The sequence below is a fragment of the Buttiauxella sp. AC038 genome, from assembly GCF_979253565.1.
The window spans coordinates 3,668,344-3,690,365 of record NZ_CEEDCQ010000001.1 but is presented as its reverse complement, the minus strand read 5'-3'; the positions used below and the strand labels follow the sequence as shown (position 1 = coordinate 3,690,365).

At 49.0% G+C, this 22,022-nt stretch carries 21 protein-coding genes; 12 read left to right on the top strand and 9 right to left on the bottom strand.

Translation table 11 applies throughout. The features are described 5' to 3' along the window. The first annotated feature begins 162 nt into the window (after window positions 1-162). The 3 genes from AC0IXI_RS17610 (at window position 163) to AC0IXI_RS17600 (ending at window position 3,617) form a co-directional block, all read left to right on the top strand. Entirely contained in the window at window positions 163-1,155 is a 993-nt protein-coding gene (locus AC0IXI_RS17610; protein WP_471682848.1) for a LacI family DNA-binding transcriptional regulator, read from the top strand. Window positions 1,156-1,299: 144 nt separating this feature from the next. Next, entirely contained in the window at window positions 1,300-2,247 is a 948-nt protein-coding gene (locus tag AC0IXI_RS17605) for a 2-hydroxyacid dehydrogenase (protein WP_471682847.1), read from the top strand. 56 nt (window positions 2,248-2,303) lie between these two features. Continuing rightward, window positions 2,304-3,617: an MFS transporter gene (locus AC0IXI_RS17600; RefSeq protein WP_064516995.1), complete on the top strand. Its 1,314-nt coding sequence runs from the start codon at window positions 2,304-2,306 to the stop codon at window positions 3,615-3,617. A gap of 3 nt (window positions 3,618-3,620) precedes the next feature. Here the strand turns inward: AC0IXI_RS17600 and rna are convergent, their stop codons facing one another. Beyond that, window positions 3,621-4,418, bottom strand: a complete 798-nt coding sequence (rna, locus tag AC0IXI_RS17595; protein WP_471683245.1) for a ribonuclease I — start codon at window positions 4,416-4,418, stop codon at window positions 3,621-3,623. Between the two features lie 94 nt (window positions 4,419-4,512). After that, window positions 4,513-5,889 carry an anaerobic C4-dicarboxylate transporter DcuC gene (gene dcuC / locus AC0IXI_RS17590; RefSeq protein WP_471682846.1) on the bottom strand — a complete coding sequence of 459 codons (1,377 nt, stop codon included), beginning with the start codon at window positions 5,887-5,889 and terminating at the stop codon, window positions 4,513-4,515. 415 nt (window positions 5,890-6,304) lie between these two features. Between dcuC and AC0IXI_RS17585 the strand changes: the two genes are divergently transcribed. The 7 genes from AC0IXI_RS17585 (at window position 6,305) to cspE (ending at window position 14,128) form a co-directional block, all read left to right on the top strand. After that, window positions 6,305-6,715 carry a DUF2946 domain-containing protein gene (locus AC0IXI_RS17585; protein WP_243839595.1) on the top strand — a complete coding sequence of 137 codons (411 nt, stop codon included), beginning with the start codon at window positions 6,305-6,307 and terminating at the stop codon, window positions 6,713-6,715. Window positions 6,716-6,780: 65 nt separating this feature from the next. Next, window positions 6,781-7,128 carry a copper-binding protein gene (locus tag AC0IXI_RS17580; RefSeq protein ID WP_471682845.1) on the top strand — a complete coding sequence of 116 codons (348 nt, stop codon included), beginning with the start codon at window positions 6,781-6,783 and terminating at the stop codon, window positions 7,126-7,128. Between the two features lie 11 nt (window positions 7,129-7,139). Continuing rightward, window positions 7,140-8,396: a TolC family protein gene (locus AC0IXI_RS17575; protein WP_471682844.1), complete on the top strand. Its 1,257-nt coding sequence runs from the start codon at window positions 7,140-7,142 to the stop codon at window positions 8,394-8,396. Beyond that, a complete protein-coding gene (locus tag AC0IXI_RS17570) occupies window positions 8,396-9,853 on the top strand; it encodes an efflux RND transporter periplasmic adaptor subunit (RefSeq protein ID WP_471682843.1) in 1,458 nt (485 codons plus the stop codon). Before AC0IXI_RS17575 ends, AC0IXI_RS17570 begins: the two co-directional genes overlap by 1 nt. Next, complete coding sequence (locus AC0IXI_RS17565) at window positions 9,850-12,969, top strand: efflux RND transporter permease subunit (RefSeq protein WP_471682842.1); 3,120 nt, start codon at window positions 9,850-9,852, stop codon at window positions 12,967-12,969. The genes AC0IXI_RS17570 and AC0IXI_RS17565 overlap by 4 nt, the downstream gene beginning before the upstream one ends. Window positions 12,970-13,159: 190 nt before the next feature. Next, window positions 13,160-13,717 (top strand): lipid IV(A) palmitoyltransferase PagP, encoded by a 558-nt coding sequence (pagP, locus tag AC0IXI_RS17560; RefSeq protein ID WP_279586334.1) that lies wholly within the window; start codon window positions 13,160-13,162, stop codon window positions 13,715-13,717. A gap of 201 nt (window positions 13,718-13,918) precedes the next feature. Beyond that, window positions 13,919-14,128, top strand: coding sequence for a transcription antiterminator/RNA stability regulator CspE (gene cspE / locus AC0IXI_RS17555; protein ID WP_004100146.1), 210 nt, complete (start codon window positions 13,919-13,921; stop codon window positions 14,126-14,128). Window positions 14,129-14,339: 211 nt separating this feature from the next. Here cspE and crcB read toward each other — a convergent pair whose 3' ends face one another. Continuing rightward, window positions 14,340-14,723, bottom strand: coding sequence for a fluoride efflux transporter CrcB (crcB, locus tag AC0IXI_RS17550; RefSeq protein WP_064517008.1), 384 nt, complete (start codon window positions 14,721-14,723; stop codon window positions 14,340-14,342). 107 nt (window positions 14,724-14,830) lie between these two features. Here crcB and AC0IXI_RS17545 point away from each other — a divergent pair, with 107 nt between their 5' ends. After that, complete coding sequence (locus tag AC0IXI_RS17545) at window positions 14,831-15,619, top strand: deaminated glutathione amidase (protein ID WP_424221362.1); 789 nt, start codon at window positions 14,831-14,833, stop codon at window positions 15,617-15,619. Window positions 15,620-15,746: 127 nt separating this feature from the next. Beyond that, window positions 15,747-15,950: a twin-arginine translocase subunit TatE gene (gene tatE / locus AC0IXI_RS17540; protein ID WP_064517012.1), complete on the top strand. Its 204-nt coding sequence runs from the start codon at window positions 15,747-15,749 to the stop codon at window positions 15,948-15,950. Window positions 15,951-16,048: 98 nt separating this feature from the next. On the opposite strand, the gene lipA is transcribed toward tatE, so the two are convergent. From lipA to mrdB, 6 genes are all read right to left on the bottom strand, one after another. Next, window positions 16,049-17,014, bottom strand: a complete 966-nt coding sequence (gene lipA / locus AC0IXI_RS17535; RefSeq protein WP_064517014.1) for a lipoyl synthase — start codon at window positions 17,012-17,014, stop codon at window positions 16,049-16,051. Window positions 17,015-17,286: 272 nt separating this feature from the next. Next, entirely contained in the window at window positions 17,287-17,928 is a 642-nt protein-coding gene (lipB, locus tag AC0IXI_RS17530; protein WP_134183791.1) for a lipoyl(octanoyl) transferase LipB, read from the bottom strand. A gap of 86 nt (window positions 17,929-18,014) precedes the next feature. Then, window positions 18,015-18,278: a DUF493 family protein YbeD gene (ybeD, locus tag AC0IXI_RS17525; protein ID WP_034456720.1), complete on the bottom strand. Its 264-nt coding sequence runs from the start codon at window positions 18,276-18,278 to the stop codon at window positions 18,015-18,017. Between the two features lie 111 nt (window positions 18,279-18,389). Continuing rightward, window positions 18,390-19,601, bottom strand: coding sequence for a D-alanyl-D-alanine carboxypeptidase DacA (gene dacA, locus AC0IXI_RS17520; RefSeq protein WP_034457229.1), 1,212 nt, complete (start codon window positions 19,599-19,601; stop codon window positions 18,390-18,392). Between the two features lie 142 nt (window positions 19,602-19,743). Beyond that, a complete protein-coding gene (gene rlpA / locus AC0IXI_RS17515) occupies window positions 19,744-20,892 on the bottom strand; it encodes an endolytic peptidoglycan transglycosylase RlpA (RefSeq protein ID WP_413497989.1) in 1,149 nt (382 codons plus the stop codon). A gap of 16 nt (window positions 20,893-20,908) precedes the next feature. After that, window positions 20,909-22,021 carry a peptidoglycan glycosyltransferase MrdB gene (gene mrdB / locus AC0IXI_RS17510; RefSeq protein ID WP_064553411.1) on the bottom strand — a complete coding sequence of 371 codons (1,113 nt, stop codon included), beginning with the start codon at window positions 22,019-22,021 and terminating at the stop codon, window positions 20,909-20,911. Window position 22,022 lies beyond the last annotated feature (1 nt).

The window sequence follows — 22,022 nt, the reverse complement described above, 5'->3', positions numbered from 1 at the left end:
AATATCCCTTATCAAAGCGGTTCAGAGCGGGCAAAACTGTGAAGTAGATCACTGCGAAAGGTGTTACGCCCGCATGATACCTGGAGTGTGAAGTGTGGTAGCTTTTCTTTTGTTAAGGATGCGAGGCATAATCCTTTTCCCGCGGGTTATCAGGAAAACCAGATGAAGTACCAGCGCATTACATTGCAGGACATTGCCGCCCTTGCGGGGGTGACAAAAATGACCGTCAGCCGTTATTTGCGCACGCCGGATAAAGTCGCCCCGGAAACTGCCGCCCGAATTGCTGAAGTTATGGCGGAAGTCAATTATATGCCTGACCCTGAAAACAGGGCCTTGGCGAGCAATATGCAGCCGCGAATCGGCGTCATTATTCCCTCCTTTAATAACCAGATTTTTGCCGATTTACTGGCAGGTATTGAATCCGTAACAAAGCCGATGGGTTACCAGACGCTGGTGGTTAATTACGATTACGACCGCGAGCGCGAAGAAGAACAAATTACCACAGTGCTGGGTTTTAACGTTGCGGGACTTATCCTGACGGAAACCGTGCATACGCTGCGGACCGAGAAGTATTTAAGTGCTGCCGGAATCCCTGTGGCTGAAGTGATGGACCTGGTATCTGGTAGCGGGCGCATTAACGTCGGCTTTGATAACTTCCGGGCCGGATTTGATATGACCAATATGCTGATTGCCAGCGGCAAGAAGCGGATTATCTATCTAGGTTCGATGGCCGATGTGCGTGATATCAAGCGGTATGAAGGGTATTGCAAAGCCATGGCTGACGCGGGTTTGACTGACGGACGGCTAATGCCAAATAAAGTTTCTTCTGTAAGCGTAGGAACAGGAATGATGGCGATGGCGCGCCAGATGTACCCGGAGATGGACGGTATTTTGTGTACTAATGACGATCTCGCCGCAGGCGTGTTACAAGAATGCCTGGCTGCCAACATTCGTGTGCCGGAACAGATGGGAATTGCTGGTTTTCACGGCCTTGAAATCGGCCAGGTTACGGTTCCAAAACTTGCCAGTGTTGTCACGCCACGCTTTGAGATAGGGAAAGTCGCCACGGAAATTTTATTGAAGAAAATCAATAAACAACCAACAATTGAACAAGTCGATTTGCACTATCGCTTATCTCTTGGCGGCACGCTTTAGTCGCTTAAATGCTGAAGCGATCACGCTAACGGTAACACGGTTTTCTAACATGGATTGGCGTGACCTACGTCGCAAAACCCTGCGCTTAAAAAGGCTTTGATGTTAAGCAGAAATATTGACTTAGCTGACTTAACCGGGGGAACCATGTCGCAACCTACCCAACACGTATTACTTATTGCTCCAGTGATGGATGCACTTCAGCAGCAGCTGGACAGGCATTACACCGTTCATCGCCTTTACCAGCAGTCTGACGCTGCGGCCTGGCTTGCTGACAACGGCGCACAAATTGGTGCTGTTGTGACGCGGGGTGATATCGGCGTGACTACCGCCGTGCTGGAAAATCTGCCTCAGGTCGGTGTGATTGCCATTTTTGGTGTCGGCACTGATGCGGTGGATCTTGAATATGCTCGCCGTCGCGATATTGCGGTGACCATTACTGCCGGTGCGCTCACTGATGATGTCGCCGACCTGGCTTTCGGTTTGCTGTTGAGTAGCGCTCGTCAGCTTTGCCAGGGTGACCGCTTTGTACGAGAAGGGCGTTGGCTCCAGGAAAGCCCTGCATTGGCAACCCAGGTGAGCCGTAAACGTATCGGCATTTTTGGGATGGGGAATATTGGCCGTGCCATTGCCCGTCGTGCCATCGGCTTTGATATGGAAATTTATTACACCGATCGCGAAATGGATAGCTCGCTGCCGTATCACTGGTGTGAAGATGTATTAAGTCTTGCCCGCAATAGTGACTTCTTTATTGTTGCGGTATCGGGTGGCAAGGCAAGTCACGGCATTGTGAATCGACAAGTATTCGAGGCACTGCCTAAACATGCGTTGGTCATTAATATCGCTCGCGGCAGTATTATCAGTGAGCAGGACTTAATTACCGCCTTACAAAATGGTGATATTTCCGGTGCTGGGCTGGACGTTTTTGTGAATGAACCTAATGTACCTGCTGAATTAATCTGTATGGAGAATGTGGTATTACAACCGCATGTTGCCAGCGCCACACATGAAACACGCCAGCGTATGAGTAATATCGTATTTGAAAACGTTGAGGCTTATTTCAATCATAAGGTTCTGCCGCACCGTATTAATTAATTCCCGGAGCCCTTTATTAAAAAGGGCAATGACTTTTATTGTCACGGATAAATACCATGGAAAAGAAAATCCCCGGCACCCGCTGGTGGCGCGTGGTCGCGCCTATTTTAATCGCCTGTATTATTTCTTTTATGGATAGGGTGAATATTAGTTTCGCACTTCCCGGTGGAATGGAGGCTGATTTAGGTATAACCAGCCAAATGGCAGGTCTCACCAGTGGGATATTTTTCATCGGTTATCTTTTCTTGCAGATCCCCGGTGGGCGTGCGGCGGTGAACGGTAGTGGTAAACGGTTTATCGCCTGGTCGCTGGTGGCGTGGGCTATCGTTTCTGTCGCCACAGGTTTTGTCACCAACCACTATCAGGTCTTAGTTCTACGGTTTGTGCTTGGTGTCGCCGAGGGGGGGATGCTGCCAGTTGTGCTGACGATGATCAGCAACTGGTTCCCGGACCGTGAGATTGGGCGTGCTAATGCTTTTGTCATGATGTTCGCTCCCATCGGCGGTATGGTAACAGCGCCAATCTCGGGTGCGATTATTCAGAGTCTGGACTGGCGCTGGCTGTTTATCATCGAAGGCCTGCTGTCGATTGTGGTGTTGGCTGTATGGTGGTGGCTGATTAGCGACCGTCCGCAGGAAGCTCGCTGGTTACCTGCTGCAGAGCGTGAATACCTGCTGGCGGAATTTGAACGCGATCGTCAAGCGCGAAGCCTGAAGCAGCCGGTAAGTAATGCACCGTTGCGCGACGTATTTCGTAACAGCAGTCTAATGAAGCTGGTGGCACTTAACTTTTTCTACCAAACCGGTGATTACGGCTACACGCTGTGGCTGCCGACCATCCTCAAAAATCTTACCGGCGCGAATATGGCGGGTGTTGGGCTGTTGGCTATAGTGCCGTTTGTCGCGACGATTATCGGTATCTATGTCATTTCAATGCTGAGCGATAAAACAGGTAAACGCCGACTGTGGGTGATGATTTCACTGTTGTGCTTTGCCGCGGCGTTGCTGGCATCGGTAGTTTTACGTCATAACATTATTGCGGCCTACATTGCTTTAGTGGTGTGCGGGTTCTTCCTGAAGGCTGCAACTAGTCCGTTCTGGTCGATTCCGGGTCGAATTGCATCTCCAGAAGTTGCCGGCGGGGCACGTGGTGTAATTAACGGTTTAGGTAACCTGGGGGGCTTCTGCGGCCCATGGTTGGTGGGGATGATGATTTATCTCTACGGGCAGAACATGGCAGTCTGCGCCCTGGCTGGTTCGTTGGTTATTGCGGCACTGATAACCCTGACGTTACCAAAGAACTGCGATCTGACTCCAGATAATGGAAAGCCAGTCGCAGATGAGTCGGCTAAACAACCACACGTTGCTTAACCGTCAGTAACCCACAGCATCCAGGCGGAACTGCTTCGCGCAGTTGTCTGGATTTCTTTGTGTGGCAAACGAGCTTTCATTAAGCGGGCTATTAATTTTTGCCGCTGCCAGCGAGATTTGCATTTCCGTCAGGTATGCAGGGTTACCGTTACAGGTCAGTTTTACCGCCTTCACCGCATCACTTCCCCAGCTCTTTTCCAACGCTTTATTGAACGCTTTTCGCGTGACGACTTTGCCGTAGTTTGTTGCCAAAAAATCACCGAAAGCGCTTTGTTTGAATTCATTGTTCAGGCGAACCATGGTGCCGAAATAGGCATTGGGGTTAAAACCAAAACACACGCCATGTTTTGCGAACTCATAGCGTTCAAGGCACGACTGACCTCCAGCCCCTGGCATGACGCCCGCAAGTTTGCTGGCGATATCTGTTGATAGCGCAGGTACTGGCGCCTGGCATTTTTGCGAACCGCGAGCTTCGGCCATGTTCGGCACCGGGCGGGTTGAACAGCCGTAGCGCATCCACCGTTTTTCATCCACGCCTCGCGCCGCAACCGATTTTGGCAAACCTGGCCACAGGCCGTGCACGGTTAAGAAAGTGCGCTTGTCATTTTGCTCTTGCTGCGTTTTACATTCGGCAGGTTCGTTGCGGTTACGCTCATGCATGCTCTGGCAAAAACCGGTTTGCCAGGACAGAGCCAACACGTAACGGTCGAAATCGGCATACTGTTTGGCGGTGAGTTCTTCCGCTTGTGACAGATGGCTGGTGGCCAGTAGGGAAGTCAGGATTAGCGTGTTTTGCCACATTAATTTCATCGTTTTCTCGCTCGGGCTTCCAGAAGTCACTTTATTTAAACATAAAAAAAGCGCCTCAATGAGGCGCTTATTGCAAAGCTAAAGATTAAGGCAGAATAGCTGCAGACGGCACCAGAATTTCGGTGGCAATAATCACGACAATCAGACCAACAGCAACGGGTACTGACGTACGTTTTACCACTTCGAATGGAGAGATTTTTGCCATACCCGCAACCGCAACAACCACACCGGAAACCGGAGAAATGGTGCGTCCAAGGTTGGAGGCTTGCAGCATCGGAATCGCCAGGTATGCAGGGTTGATACCAGATGAGTGAGCCAGTTTAGGAATCATCTCGACAAAGGCATAGAACGGTGCGTTACCGGAGCCGGTAGTCATTGCTGCCAGCATGGTGAGTACGACCAGCACCAGCATCAGAATGATACTTGCTGAACCGAACGAGGTAGCAATTGAGATTAGGCTCTGGATAAAGCCGATAGTGCTAAGGCCTTGTGCAAATACACCCGCAGCAACCAACAGCATAACCACGTTTGCGAAGGCATCAGCTATCCCGCGATAGCAGACTTCAAGGCCGGAGAAAACGGTTTGTGCTTTGAAGCTGCGGAAGAATTCAATCACCGCGGCAATCAGAATACAGATCACCAAAATAGAGATGATATGCAGCTGTGGACCCCATTTGCCGTCGAAAATCAGCACGCCGATAATTGGTGTAAATGGCAGAATGGCATAGAAAGAAGGTGCAGTAGTCTGGATTTCGCTGACATCGAGCATTTCGTGGCTGACATTTTCTTTTTTATCCAGGTAGCGCTGCCAGAAGAAGTGGGCAATCGCCATGGCAATAATGGCAGCGATAGAAATTGGCACGGTGGTTTTAAAGGCAAAATCAACCAATGACATTTCTGCAGCTTTTGCCGCCAGCACTACGTCGCCAGAAGTTGGAGACAGGATGATTGCCGCAGGAGAAGCACAAATTGCTGCCGCCGCACCACGACTAATCCCCACGTTCACCATAACCGGGAACAACGTTGCCATCAACAACACACCCAGGCCGGTTGCAGATGAAACCGCCAGTGACATAAGACAAGCCACGAAATAAGCGGCGATCATCAGAATATAGGGTGAGTTGATTAATTTCAGCGGCTTAGATGCAAGCTTAACCACCATGTCGTTGGCGCCGATATGTGTCATATAAGCTGCAAAACCGCACAGCATCATGATCATCATGCCGAGATCGCCACCGCGGCTCATCAGCAGGATTTTGACATATTCAACAATATCGGTTGCGGTATACCCGGTGCTTTCGGCATTGCCAGGTAAAACCTTGTGGCCCATCAGGGCACTTATAATCAGTAATGTTAAACCACCGACGAATAATACGCCGGTCGCGGAGTAGCCCTTGATGATGTAGCGAGCTACACCGACAATAACCACAACCCCAATAAGTAATTCAAGAGTAGTTAGCATTTGAGTCCCCTGTCGCGTTCGGCATCTTTACCCATTGAAGCGGGTGAGTAGTACCTGAACGCAACGCCATGCCAGAAAATAAAAAAATAAGACGCTTTGCAGTCGTCGGCGAAAACGGTGCCAATCTGCCTGAATCGTTCGAGCAGATTTCTGATGAGCATCAAATTTAGTAAGCTTCGTTCTGCTGCTATGACACTTTTGTCGGCAGCCTTGCAATTATGACATTTACTTATTGATTAGCGGTATATATTTATATCGCTTATTGCTCTGTTAATAATCACATGAGGATTATTTAATTAAAATTATATTACATAATTGTTAATTACCCATCTAAATGTAAAGCAACCAAAAATCTCTTTAAAATAAAAAGGTCTAATGCTTATACTGCCGCCTCGTATATTTTGGGGTAATCAAGTTGCAATCCACTTTCTGGTCGACAAGCCGTTTACGCTTCCTCAGAAAGCATCTTTTGATGCTGCTGTTGGCGTTTGGCTGGCTGTTTGTCAACAGCCAGGTCGCAGTGGCATCGCATGACTGCCCGGTAGAAATTAGTGCGCCATCCCTTTCCGTTCAGCATAGCGAGCATATGCTGATGAAAAACCATTGGGATATGGTGAAAGCGAAGGGAACGCTGTGTGATAAACACTGCATTCCGGACGTGATGCAAAAAGATAACGGCTATAGTGCTTTGGCCGCATTACCGGTCACCGACACTCTGGCCTTAGTGATCCCCGAATGTACCGAAACGGTTACCTCGGTTGCCTTATTAACCCCGCCTGCAACTGGCCCTCCGGCCACAATACGGTTTTGTCGTTTTAGAGAATAACTCCAGCACTGTCTTGGTTCATCCCTTACGGATTTCATCCTTTGACTTTAGTTCTGGAGATTTTTATGTCTGCTATTTCTGCACGTTTCTTCACAGCCATTGCGCTGTCTGTATCTACTTTCTTTACCGTGGCTCACGCCGCTTCTCACGATATGAATCATGAAATGTCGATGGCTCAGCCAATGGCCGCTGAGGTTTACCACGGCCATGGTGTGGTAAAGAAAGTCACCAACGATTCCATTTCCATCGCCCATCAACCTATCGCGGCCCTTAACTGGCCAGCAATGACCATGACATTCAGCTTGCCTGAAGCGGGAGCATTGCCGGTGGTGAAAGCTGGTGAAACGGTTGACTTCACCTTCAGCCAGCAGTCTGAAGGCTACAAAATCGCTTCGGTTACCCCGACTAAGTAACTGAGGTCATCATGAAACAACATTCCTTGAGCTTGTGGCTCGGCGGGGTGCTGTTTGCTGTGTCTGTCTCTGCCGCAAATGCGGCAGAGTTCAGCCTGCAACAGACCCTGTTCGCTGCTGAAAATTATTCCGCTGAACTGTCCGCTAACCGTAATCAGAGCGATGCGCTGAGTTCAATGGCTGATTCCGCACGCCAGCTACCTGACCCTAAATTGAAATTTGGCATTGAAAATGTCCCGGTGCAGGGCAGCAATAGCCATCGATTTACTCGTGAAGGCATGACCATGCAACGCATTAGCGTCATGCAGGAGTATGTCAGCGAGGATAAACGCGACCGTAAAGCCGAAACTATTTTGGCTCAATCCGCCAGCAGCGCAGCCAAAGCCGAAGTGATTCGGACGACATTACAAAAAACGACTGCTCAGGCCTGGCTTGATCTGGCGTTATCGCAAAAAGTGCTTACAACGGCGCAAAAACTGGTGGGCGAAACCGAGCGCCAGGTGGGTGTGCAAAAAGCGACAGTCGCTAGCGGTAGTTCACCGGCTTCAAGCGTTGTGGATATTCGCATGACGCTCTTAGGGATGGAGGACAAAGTCACGCTCGCGCAGCGTGATGTAGCTCTGGCCCAGACGCGCTTACTGCAATTGACGGATAAACAGATTGATAAAACTAGCGGTACGTTGCCGCGTTATCAGCGTTTGCCTGCAGATCCGGCATTACTGGAACAAAATGTCGGGCAGCACCCAGAAGTGATTGAGGCGGCGCGCGAGGCCGATGTAGCCAAAGCTCGTTCGGCACAGTCAGCGGTAGCGGCGAAACCGAACGTCGGTGTTGAGGTTTTTTATGCTCATCGTGCGGATGATTACGATGACATGGCTGGCGTGATGTTTACCGTCGATTTACCCATGTTTAAATCGCAGCGTCAGGATAAAGACCTTGCGGCAGATATGTCCCGATCTATGGAAGCCAACGACCAATTAGCATTGGCGAATCGTGAGCGTGTAGCACTGGTGCGCACACTTGTCGCGCAGTATCAGGCAGCCCAAACACTCTGGTTGCGCCAGCAAGATGAAATATTGCCTCTGCAGCGCCAGCGCCTCTCGCTGGTTGAAGCGCAATACCGTTCCGGGCAATCGACCCTCTCCGACTTACTCAATGCTCGCCGTACTCTGCTTGATACCGAACTGACCGCGCATAGTGCAGAAAAAAATGTGGCTGAAACCTGGGCCGCCATTCGTTATCTGACGCCACAGGAAAACAACCAATAATGAACACCATAACGAAAATTTCATTGTCAGCGCTCACTATCGCGGCAGCACTTGGTGCAGGCTATTACGCGGGTAAACAAAGCCACTCCACCACCACTACACAAGCTGTTCAGCCAGAACGAAAAGTTCTTTATTGGTATGACCCGATGACGCCAGGTCAGCGCTTTGATAAGCCGGGTAAATCGCCGTTTATGGATATGGACTTAATACCGCGTTATGCCGATGAAGCTACCGAAGATGGTGGTGTGACGGTGAGCGCTCGCCAACAACAAAACCTCGGAATCAAAACTGCGTTGGTTGAGAAAAAAACGCTGAAATATCAATTTGATGCTTTTGCTACTGTCTCTACAGATGAACGTAGCGTGCAGATTATTCCGGCCAGTGCCAATGGCGTTGTTGAGAAGTTGTTTGTTAATGCGCCGCAGCAATTCGTCAAAGCGGGTGAACCACTTGCGCAGTTGTGGATACCTGAATGGACGGCCGCACAGCAAGAGTATCTGGCGGTGCGTCGTTTGGGAGATGGCGCATTAAGTGCCGCCGCACGAGAACGTCTGCAACTTCAGTTTATGCCTGCGGAAATAATTCGCCAGGTGGAGAAAACCGGGAAACCGCAAACTCGTGTGACGGTGCGTGCTAAACAAGCAGGCTACATCAATAAGCTAGATACACGCGAGGGTGCGCAGGTCGCGGCAACAGCGCCTTTATTTGAAATTGCCAGCCTCGAATCTGTGTGGATTGTGATTGATTACCCGCAAACCCAGGCCCAGGTGCTGCAAGTGGGGAGTGAAATTCAGGCCGCAAGTGACAGCTGGCCTGGTGAGGTTTTCCATGGGCGAGTGAGTGAGTTGTTACCCAATATGGAAACGACTACCCGAACGCTTAAAGCGCGCATCGTGCTGGACAATCCGCAAATGAAGCTCAAGCCTGGGATGTATCTCAATGTGAAACTAGCCAGGCAGCTTAATCTCCCTCCAGTTCTGGCTATTCCAGAAGAGGCGATGATTGAAACGGGCAGCAATAGCCGGGTGTTAGTCGCTCAGGATGATGGTCATTTCAACCCGGTGAATGTAGTGGTTGGGGCGGCGCAAAATGGCTGGGTTGAGATTAAACAAGGATTGAAAGAGGGCGATAAAGTTGTGACCTCCGGGCAGTTCCTGATTGATTCCGAAGCAAGCCTTCGCAGCGCATTGCCACAGGAGATAGCTGCAACTACTGCCACCCAGGAATACCAAGGCGAGGCAGTGGTGAAAGAAATTACTGATGATGCTGTCACCCTTGCGCATAAGCCTATTGCGGCGTTGAAGTGGGGGGCGATGACCATGGACTTCGCACTGAAATCGGCGGCTGACGCGCAGGGTGTAAAGGTTGGCGACAACGTGATGTTCAGTTTCACAATGGATGACGAACATGGCGCAGTAATCACTCATCTGATGCCGATGGCGGGGGCAATGAAATGATTGCTGCCGTTATTCGCTGGTCACTTAAAAATCGGCTGCTGGTGTTGCTTGCGGCGATCATGATGGCGGCGTGGGGAATTTCGTCGTTGCAACGCGCACCGCTGGATGCGCTGCCAGATCTCTCTGACGTACAGGTGATCATTCGTATCAATTACCCAGGCAAAGCGCCACAAGTTGTTGAGGATCAGGTTACTTATCCGCTTACCACTACCATGCTTTCGGTACCAGGCGCGAAAACTGTGCGCGGTTTTTCGATGTTTGGTGACTCATATGTCTACATTTTGTTTGAAGATGGCACCGATCCGTACTGGGCGCGCTCGCGGGTTCTGGAGTATTTAAGCCAGGTTCAGTCTCAGTTACCCCCTGAAGCTAAAGCTTCGTTAGGGCCGGATGCGACGGGAGTGGGTTGGGTTTATGAATATGCGCTGGTGGACAGAACCGGCAAACATAGCCTGGCAGATTTACGCGCTCTTCAGGATTGGACGCTTAAATTTGAGCTAAAAACTGTGCCGAACGTTTCGGAAGTTGCGAGCGTAGGCGGCATGGTTCGACAGTACCAAATTGTTCTCGATCCACAGCGCATGCGGGCGCTGAACATCACACATCAACAAGTTATTAGTGCAGTGCAAAGTGCTAACCAGGAAGGTGGCGGTTCGGTCATCGAAATGGGTGAAGCCGAATATATGGTGCGCACAGCAGGTTACCTGAAGAACCTGAATGATTTTAAACAGGTAGTGATCACCACACGTGAAGGCGTGCCGGTGTTATTGAGCGATGTAGCAACACTGCGCATGGGGCCTGAAATTCGGCGTGGCGTAGCGGAATTTAATGGTGAAGGCGAGGTTGCGGGCGGCATCATCGTAATGCGCTACGGTAAAAATGCGCTGGATACGATTAATGCGGTAAAAGCGAAGCTCCAGCAAGTTCAGAAGAGTTTGCCTGCGGGTGTCGAAATCGTTCCGGTATATGACCGCTCACATCTGATTGAAAATGCTATTGAAACACTCTCCCACAAGTTGCTGGAAGAGTTCATCGTAGTGGCAATTATCTGCGCACTATTCTTGTTCCATTTCCGTTCCGCACTTGTGGCGATGATAACCCTGCCGCTGGGGATTCTGGGCGCGTTTATCGTCATGCACTACCAGGGGGTGAACGCCAATATTATGTCGCTGGGCGGGATAGCCATTGCGATTGGGGCAATGGTTGATGCCGCGATCGTGATGATTGAAAATATGCATAAAGTGCTGGAACAGTGGCGGCATGACAATCCTGATAAGCAACCTTCTGGTGCTGATTACTGGCGAATTTCTGAGCAGGCGGCGGTGGAAGTGGGGCCGGCATTGTTCTGTAGTTTGCTGATTATCACGCTCTCCTTTATTCCTGTATTTTCCCTCGAAGCACAAGAAGGGCGCATGTTCTCGCCACTGGCGTTTACCAAAACCTACGCTATGGCTGTTGCTGCGGGGTTGGGTATCACGCTGGTACCGGTGCTGATGGGCTATTTCATTCGCGGAAAAATTCCTGATGAGAAGGCTAACCCTATCAACCGTTGGCTGATAGCCGCCTATGAACCACTGCTGGATAAAGTGCTGGCGCGCCCGAAAACCACGCTGTTGGTTGTAGGGTTAGTATTACTGGCGACGTTATGGCCGCTGAGCCGACTTGGAAGTGAGTTTATGCCGCCGCTTGATGAAGGTGATTTGCTGTATATGCCATCAACGCTACCGGGTATTTCCGCACGTGAAGCCGGACGTTTACTGCAACAGACAGACCGCTTAATCAAAACCGTACCTGAAGTGGCGACGGTATTTGGTAAAGCTGGGCGCGCAGATACCGCAACCGATCCTGCGCCGCTGACCATGATCGAGACCACTATTCGTTTTAAACCGCGCGATCAATGGCGGCCAGGAATGACGATGGACAAGCTGGTTAGTGAACTCGATACCGTGGTGAAAGTACCGGGGATTGCTAACGTTTGGGTGCCACCTATCCGTAACCGCCTGGACATGTTAGCGACGGGTATCAAAAGCCCGGTAGGCATTAAAGTAAATGGCAATAATATTGCCGCTATTGAGCAGGTGGCTGAGCAAATCGAGCGGGTGGTGAAGCAAGTTCCTGGTGTCACATCCGCTCTTGCGGAACGACTCGGTGGCGGGCGCTATGTTGATATAAATATCGACAGGCTTAAAGCGGCGCGCTATGGCGTCTCAGTCAAAGAGTTACAGTCATTAGTCGCAACGGTGATTGGTGGGCAAAATATCGGTGAAACGATTGAGGGACGTGAACGCTATCCGATCAACGTTCGCTACCCACGCGAAATACGTGACAACGTCCAAAAATTGCAAAACTTGCCGGTAATTACCGCAAATGGTAGCCAGATTGCGCTTTCTGAATTGGCAGACATCAGCATCACTGATGGCCCACCAATGTTGAAAAGTGAAAATGCCCGTTTATCTAATTGGGTTTATGTGGATTTACGTGGACGCGATTTAAAATCAGCAGTGGAAGATATGCAGCGTGCAGTTTCCCAGCAGGTGAAATTACCTGACGGCGTCTCATTATCCTGGTCTGGTCAATTTGAATATTTGGAGCGCGCGAGTGCTAAATTAAGAATAGTCTTACCATTCACCCTGGTTATTATTTTCGTCTTGCTTTATGTAACATTCTCCCGTGTAAGTGATGCGTTGTTAATAATGGGGACTTTACCATTCTCACTCGTTGGTGGTGTCTGGTTGCTATATTTGCTGGGATATAATTTATCCGTTGCGGGTGCGGTAGGATTTATTGCATTGGCTGGGGTAGCAGCTGAATTTGGCGTAATAATGGTACTTTATTTAAATCAAGCGATTGCGAGGCATAAAGCGCTAGATCCACAGGGAGGAAAACCCATGCTAATGCGCGCCCTACATGAGGGAGCAGTGCTACGCGTCAGGCCAAAAGTGATGACTGTTGCGACGATAATGGCGGGTTTATTGCCGATTATGTGGGGCGATGGTACTGGGTCAGAAGTGATGCGCCGTATTGCAGCCCCGATGATTGGCGGCATGATTACCGCACCATTGCTATCGATGTTGGTCATCCCAGCAATGTATGTGTTACTAAAAAAACATAAATAATAGTCGGTTGCCCCTGTTGTTTTTTTAGCTTGAAAAAAACAATAGGGGTGACTTTTATGGGATGTTCAAATAGGCGTGAAAGGGTTTTTTAGGAATTAGCCATAGGTTTATTTAGCTTTTGTTAATATATAATTTGTTAGGCTGTGTATTGGATTTTGAAGTGGAAATCAATGTGACTCTAACAAATAAAATCATCTTTTCTTTTATTATTTTTGCATCACCATTAATGGTACCGCCTGCTGCAATGGCGAGCCAAAATAATGTATTAGGTGACGCCTGGAATACTTTGTCTGATAACGTTTCACAAACGTGGAACGAGCCGCAACATTATGATTTATATGTGCCCGCAATAACCTGGCATGCTCGCTTTGCCTACGATAAAGAAAAAACAGATCGCTATAACGAACGGCCTTGGGGTATTGGGTTCGGGCAAACGCGTTGGGATGACAGCGGTAACTGGCATGGTTTATATCTGATGGCGTTCAAAGATTCCTATAACAAATGGGAACCTATCGGTGGCTATGGCTGGGAGAAGATCTGGCGTCCTTTGACTGATGATAACTTCCGTCTTGGTCTGGGCTATACACTGGGGGCAACAGCGCGTGATAACTGGAACTACATTCCGATCCCCGTGATTCTACCTTTGGCATCGGTAGGGTATGGCCCTGCAACGTTCCAGATGACTTATATACCCGGCACGTACAACAACGGTAACGTTTACTTTGCCTGGGTACGCTTCCAATTCTGATGGGCATTGGTAGTCTGGAATCATATAAATCGCGTATTTTTGCTGTCTGGTATTCAAAAATACGGACTGCTGCACAGTTTTTAAAATAGGTAGTAATTTTTATCACTTTTTAGCAATTCTGGGCTGGACAAAATCCATCACAATTGGTGTACTGATGCCCGACACAGCATTTGTGTCGTTTTTCATGTAAAGGTAATTTAGATGTCTAAGATTAAAGGTAACGTTAAGTGGTTTAACGAGTCAAAAGGCTTTGGCTTCATTACTCCGGAAGATGGTAGCAAAGACGTGTTCGTACACTTCTCTGCAATCCAGAGCAATGGTTTCAAAACCCTGGCTGAAGGTCAGCGCGTTGAGTTTGAAATCACTAACGGTGCCAAAGGCCCATCTGCTGCAAACGTAATGCCTATCTAAGGCTTTACCAGTAGAATATAAAAACCCGCTAAGGCGGGTTTTTTTGCTTTAAATTTAAGGGAAAAGATAAACTTTCACAAAGCACATCACAATCAGCGTGCTCATCAGCACCGCTGTCCATCCCGCAACACGTTCTTTCATAAGTTTGCCTCACACTCATTTTGATCCAGAGTGGCAGACAAAAATTAAGCTAACCTTAACGTGGCTTGAATCAATGACCGTAGGCTAAAGAAACTAACCAAAATGCGACGGCAGTCATGGTGAGTGAACCTGCGAGGTTAATCAGCATATTCAATCCAGCCCAGGCCAGACGGCCATCTTGTAATAAGAAAACAACTTCTGCCGAGAAAGTTGAAAACGTCGTAAGGCCTCCGCAAAAACCTGTGGTGATTAGCAGTTTCCAGACAGGGTCAAGGTGGGTCATTCTGGTAAACAGCGCCAGCCCCAGCCCAATAATAAACGCGCCGACCAGGTTTGCAGTCAATGTCCCGACGGGAATCGCCGCATGTACTGGGTTGAGCTTCATACTCAATAACCAACGCACAACACTTCCTGTCCCACCGCCAATAAACACGGCTAAAAGCATCTGCAACACGATAGTTTCCTGTTCGTTCTTATTTTAAAGTGCTTGAGTGTAACTTCAGCATGGGAAGTTTCACACCCGGTATACTGAAATTATTCGCAGCCTGTTGAGAGATGACAATGAAAGTTGCAGTAGGGCAATTTGCGGTGAGCAAGGTATGGCAGGAAAATGTACAAACCTGCCAGGAGTTGATGACGCAAGCGCGAGCAGCAGGGGCACAATTGCTGGTATTACCCGAGGCTGTCCTGGCTCGTGATGATAGCGACCCCGATTTATCAGTAAAATCAGCGCAAACCATGGACGACGAATTTATCGATAAGCTTTGCGAGCAGAGTCGTAATGATAATCTGACCACCATACTGACATTGCATATCAAAACCACGGTGGGCCGTGCGGCAAATACTTTGCTGGTAATTCGTGGCGGCGAGGTGATAGCTCGGTATCAGAAACTTCATCTCTATGATGCGTTTAATGTACAAGAATCGCGCCTGGTTGATGCGGGTGATGTATTGCCACCTTTAATTGAGGTCGCAGGTTTTAAAGTGGGGTTAATGACCTGCTACGATCTGCGTTTTCCGGAGATGGCTTTGAGTCTGGCTTTAGCGGGCGCTGATATTTTAGTCTTACCTGCGGCATGGTTACGTGGCCCAAATAAAGAGATGCATTGGTCAACGTTACTGGCGGCTCGTGCACTTGATACCACATGTTATGTTGTGGCATCAGGTGAATGCGGTAATAAAAACATTGGTCATAGTCGAGTTGTGGATCCGCTCGGCGTTGTCATTGCATCGGCAAATCAGCGACCGGCTTTGATCTATGCTGAGTTGGATAGCGAATATTTAACTGAAGTAAGGGCCATGTTACCTGTATTGAAAAACCGCCGGTTTGGCTTACCCAAATTGTTATGATGTTTTTTAAGTCGATCTTGATTCAACTTGTTACAGGTTGCTATTGTATCGCGCGAGAAAATGACCGTTAATTGTCTCAGTGTATTGTTCGCCGTATCCACGGCACGCATGATTAAAGAAGGTTGTTATGGGTGAGATTAGTATTACAAAGTTGTTGGTGGTCGGTGCGCTGATTGTTTTGTTATTTGGCACCAAGAAGTTGCGCACCCTGGGTGGTGATCTCGGCTCGGCAATCAAGGGCTTCAAGAAAGCCATGAATGAAGACGAGACTACCGCTAAGTCTGCCAACGATACGGATGCAACAACTGACCGTATTACGCATAAAGACTGATCACGACGCAGCTTTCGACCAGATATAAAAAAACCGGCATCATTTATGCCGGTTTTATTGTGCTTGGCGCAAATTAAAGGTAACGATTTGTTACATCGTTATTTAACTTCCATACCTTTAGCTTGTAGATCTGCGTGGTATGAAGAGCGAACAAACGGGCCGCAAGCTGCATGGGTAAAGCCCATAGCCAGAGCTTCTGCTTTCATCTCTTCGAACTCGTCAGGGCTAACATAACGCTGCACTGGCAAGTGATGACGGCTTGGCTGTAAATATTGGCCCAGAGTCAACATAGTGACGCCGTGGCGACGTAGGTCGCGCATCACTTCCACAATTTCTGCGTTCGTTTCGCCTAAACCTACCATCAAACCTGACTTGGTTGGGATATCAGGATGCGCTTCTTTAAAACGCTCCAACAATTTCAGCGACCAGTTGTAGTCAGCGCCAGGACGTACTTTGCGATAAATACGCGGTACGTTTTCCAGGTTGTGGTTGAACACATCAGGCGGCGTAGCGGTAAGAATTTCTAGCGCTTTGTCCATTCGCCCACGGAAATCTGGCACTAATGTTTCAATTTTGATGGTCGGATTTTTTTCGCGAATTGCGCTTATGCAATCGGCAAAATGTTGAGCTCCACCGTCGCGCAGGTCATCACGGTCAACTGATGTGATGACGACATAACGTAATGCCATGTCAGCGATAGTTTGGGCCAATTTGGCTGGTTCATTGGCATCTGGTGCAACAGGGCGACCATGAGCCACATCGCAGAATGGGCAGCGACGAGTGCAGATTGCACCAAGAATCATAAAGGTTGCCGTTCCGTGGTTGAAACATTCCGCCAGATTAGGGCAGGAAGCTTCTTCACACACAGAGTGCAGACCATTTTTACGCATTGCCGCTTTGATACCCTGAATTCGGGTCGAATCAGATGGAAGTTTGATCTTCATCCATTCTGGTTTTCTTAACAGCTCCTGGCGCTCAGTGACCACGTTTTTAACCGGGATCAGAGCCATTTTATCGGCGTCGCGATACTTGACGCCGCGTTCCATTACAATAGGTTTACTCATATCGTACGTGTTCCAGTTGCTGAAAAAAATCAGGCTAATCGAATGTTTTATTTATCAACTATTTTTTAATAGCGCCCGAAGTATATCATCACTGAAGGGAATAAATCAGCCTGACAGAGCAGTAAATGGGGAAAGAATTGTAAATGAGTTGTTGGATTGTGCGCTTTTCGAGGTTAACAATTAGCAAATCGACCTCATAGCAACCGCCGGGAGGTCGATGTGACTACGCAGCCTATAATTTGTGCAGGATGCAGTTGTCAGAATAATAAATACTAAGCAGGTAAGTATTTAACCGGCGGATTATTCAATAACTCGATGAATTTATTGATGAGCAATGGTTGTACATCTTCAAGTGACGTTCCAGCACGTAGTGAACTGACCTGTGTCATCTCAAGACCTGCATATCCACAAGGGTTGATTCGCAGAAAAGGGCTGAGATCCATATCAATATTCAATGCCAGCCCGTGAAATGAACAGCCCTTACGAATACGTAAACCCAGAGAGCAAATCTTACGTCCATCAACATAGACACCAGGAGCATCCGCGCGTGGATAAGCTTCTATCTGTAATTCTGCAAGGGTATTGACCACGGTTTGCTCAAGAATGGTGACCAGTTCCCGAACACCGAGCTTACGACGTTTAAGATTAAGCAACACGTACATCACTTGCTGACCTGGTCCATGGTAAGTGACCTGGCCGCCCCGGTCGCTTTGAATCACGGGTATATCACCAGGAACGAGCACGTGCTCCGCTTTACCTGCCTGGCCTTGTGTAAAGACACGCTCGTGTTCTACCAGCCAAATTTCATCGGCGGTCGTTTCATCACGGGTATCGGTAAAATCATGCATCGCCTGAGAAATGGGTTCGTAGGGTTGCAGGCCAAGTTGGCGGATTTGAATAGTATCTTGAGACAAAACATCGTCTCCGGCAGGTTAGAAAGATGAGGGAGTATATATCACCGGGGCAAAAAGCAGTACCCGGCCTATTGGCCGGGTATGAATTACAGCACCATACGAACGATTTCGATCTTGCCGAGCTCTTCGTATAGGGTCTCAACTTGCTCAATGTGAGTCGCTTTAATGGTAACCGATACAGAATGGTAATTACCTTTGCTGCTCGGTTTAACCTGCGGGGTGTAGTCACCAGGTGCGTGGCGCTGCACCACCTCAATGACCAAATCAACCAGCTCGGGTTTCGCCAAACCCATCACTTTGTAAGTAAAGGGAGTCGGGAATTCGAGCAATTCTTTCAGATTGGTTTTCATGGTAGCTCCAGCGTTACGGCATTAAAAATGATAACTCCCGCCTGGAGGGGCGGGAGTTGCTTTGATTCATAGTATATGGGGATGACTTCTATTCTTTCAAGTGTTCAATTATTAACCAAACCAATGATGGAATGTCAGTTTGATGTAATCAATGATACGACTGAAGAAATTACCCTCTGGCATTTCCTGAAGGACAACCAGTGGGCGTTGCTCGATAGTTTTTCCATCGAGTTGGAAATTGATGGTACCAACAACCTGGTTTTTCTGCAGTGGTGCATGCAGTTCAGTGGTGTTAAGTACATAGCTCGCTTTCAGATCTTTCATGCGGCCACGAGGGATTGTCAGATAAACGTCTTTATCAACCCCGAGCGATGCACGGTCGTTATCACCAAACCAGGCTGGCTCAGAAGCAAACTCTTTACCGGCTTTCAGTGGCGAGACAGTTTCAAAGAAACGGAAACCCCAGGTCAGCAGTTTTTTGCTTTCGGTTTCACGACCTTTGTACGTACGTCCACCAAGTACTGCAGAAATCAGGCGCATCTGGCCTTCAGTTGCAGAGGCCACCAGGTTATAACCTGCGGCATCGGTATGACCAGTTTTGATGCCATCAACTTGCAGGCTGGTATCCCACAGCAAGCCGTTACGGTTTGTCTGGCGGATATTGTTGAAGGTGAACTCTTTCTCTTTGTAGATAGCGTATTCGTTCGGCACATCGCGAATCAGCGCCTGGCCAATCAACGCCATATCACGCGCTGAGCTGAATTGGCCTTCGGCATCGAGACCGTGTACGGTCCCGAAATGGGTATTCTTCAGACCCAATGCGGAAACATAGCTATTCATCAGGCCAACAAATGCATCCTGGCTGCCGGCCACGAAATCGGCCATTGCAACACATGCATCGTTACCTGATTGCAGGTTAATACCGCGAATCAGCTGAGATACTGGCACCTGCATGCCAGGTTTCAGGAACATCAATGATGAACCTTTAAATACCGGATTACCGGTCGCCCATGCATCCTGTCCAACAGTCACAATCGAGCTTTCGTTAAATTTACCGGCTTTCATCGCTTGACCGATGACGTAGCTGGTCATCATTTTGGTCAGGCTTGCAGGATCACGACGTGTATCAGCATTAGACTCGGCCAGTACTTTACCGGAGTTGTAATCGATCAGGATGTACGCTTCCGCATCAATCTGCGGGACGCCTGGGATCATTGTTTTAATGTTCAGGTCGTCAGCGTGTGCGACAGCCATCCCCGAAAGAGTGAGGGCCGTAGTGAGCGCCAGGCGTTTAACAAAACGAAAAGAAGGGGCTGTATTCATGATTAGAACAACGACATCCATGATGGGAATAAAAAAGTGCCTTACTATAGCAAAAGCGATTTTTGCTGGCATCCGTCTTTGCGCATCATTTGTTAATGGAATTTACATTAATTGACGCACGACGGATGCCAGACACAACCACTTACATAGCGGGTGCGTTAGTGATGAAAGATTGCTGCTGGGCTTCGCTCATTAAACGTTGTTGCACAGCAGCAGCTTCGTTCCGACTGCCAAATGGCCCAAGCTGTACACGGAACATAGCACCGTTAGTGGAAACCTTGCCCGGCACGCCAAATTGCTGGCTAAGTTTTTGCTGCCACTGAGTTGCACGAGTCTGATCGCTGACTGCACCGACCTGAACGACATAACGCCCGGAAGCTGTGGCAACTGGAGCTGCTGTCTGTACGTTACCCTGAACTGAGCCTGGCGCAGTAACCGGTGCATTTTGTTGTACATGTGCTGCCGTTTGAACTGGTGTTGCTGCTACTGCAGGATCCGGGGCAACTACAGGCTGGTCATTTTCAATCACGCCGGGGGCCAGTGGAGTTGCAGCACCTAAGAAACCACTGCTATTTACTGGGGCTCCGGTTGTGTCTTCACTTTTCAGTGAGGAGTTACTAATAGCGCGTACTTCACCTTGCGGAGCTTCTGTTGGCATTCCTGAAGAAGCACTGCCCATTCCACCACTTAAATCAGGGCGAGCGGGGAGGATGTAGGTCTGTTTGGCAACAGTTGTACACACAGTCCCAGGTCCGGACATGGAACCATCCTGGGCAACAATAATTGGGTCGATGCGTACTTTGGTGTTGTTTGAGTTGTTCAAACGGTCGGCTGCGGCGCGTGATAATGAAATGACACGATCATTGCCATAAGGACCACGATCGTTAATACGCACGACAATCATGCGCCCATTTGCGAGGTTTGTGATACGCGCATAGCTTGGAATAGGAAGTGTTGGATGGGCAGCAGTCAGGGCAGTCGCATCAAATGGCTCGCCTGATGCTGTCAGGTTGCTACCTGGTTCCGCATCATAAATAGCGGCAAAACCTGCCTGGCTAAAGTTTGCCGGATTCTGCACGATTTTGTAGCGTTTACCGTTATTTTCGTAATCCTGATTAGCCGAAGGACTCAACGGTTCAAAGCGCGGTTCCGCACCGCTTATTTCAACCGTCGGTCCATTACACACCGCCGGTTGCGGTTGCTGGTTTACCTGTTGTTGATCACCGTCATCAGACGAGCAGCCAGCCAGTATTGCAGCAACGACACAGATCCCAAGCCAACGCTTAACCATTACGCACCTCATCCACTTACACGCTTTTTGATAACATTTTTCTGTGGGTATGTATCGACATCACGATACCAAACCCGGCCATCAGAACGATCAGGGCCGAGCCCCCGTAGCTCACCAGCGGCAAAGGTACGCCGACCACCGGTAAGATACCACTAACCATACCAATGTTAACAAACACATATACGAATAAAATCAACATCAGCCCACCAGCCATTACTCGACCAAATGTGGTCTGAGCACGAGCGGCAATGATAAGGCCGCGCATAATAAGCAATAGATAGAGCGCCAGTAACACCAGAACACCCACCAAGCCTAGCTCTTCGGCAAGTACTGCAAAGATAAAGTCAGTGTGGCGTTCGGGTAAGAATTCGAGTTGCGACTGTGTTCCGTGTAACCAACCTTTGCCACGTAATCCGCCAGAACCAATAGCAATTTTAGACTGAATAATATGATAGCCAGCACCGAGAGGGTCACTTTCCGGATCAAGCAGCATCATTACGCGTGCACGTTGGTAATCGTGCATCAGGAAGAACCACAGAATCGGAATAAAGGCGGCAACCAATAGCACGGCAACACCGATAAGTTTCCAGCTCATACCGGATAAGAACAGCACGAACAGTCCTGATGCGGCAATGAGAATAGACGTTCCCAGATCGGGCTGAGCGGCAACCAGCAGCGTCGGCATGAAAATGAGTATCAGCGCGATGCCGGTATTCTTCAGTGTTGGTGGGCAGACATCGCGGTTAATAAAGCGCGCCACCATCAGCGGCACGGCAATTTTTGCGATTTCGGACGGCTGGAAACGCACAATACCGAGGTCAAGCCAGCGTTGTGCACCTTTGGATATCGCTCCAAACGCATCCACCGCCACCAATAATATTATGCAGACAATATACAGATAAGGAGCCCAGCCTTCGTACACGCGAGGCGGGATTTGCGCCATCACGATCATCACAACCAGCCCCATCAGGATCTGGCCAATTTTACGCTCCATCATGTCCATGTCCTGGCCACTGGCGCTCCAGATTACCAGCGCACTAAAGATAAGCAGCGCCAGAATGGTCACCAGGAAGAGCGGATCGATGTGGATTTTATCCCAGAACGACTTTTTATTTGGATTATCAGTCATG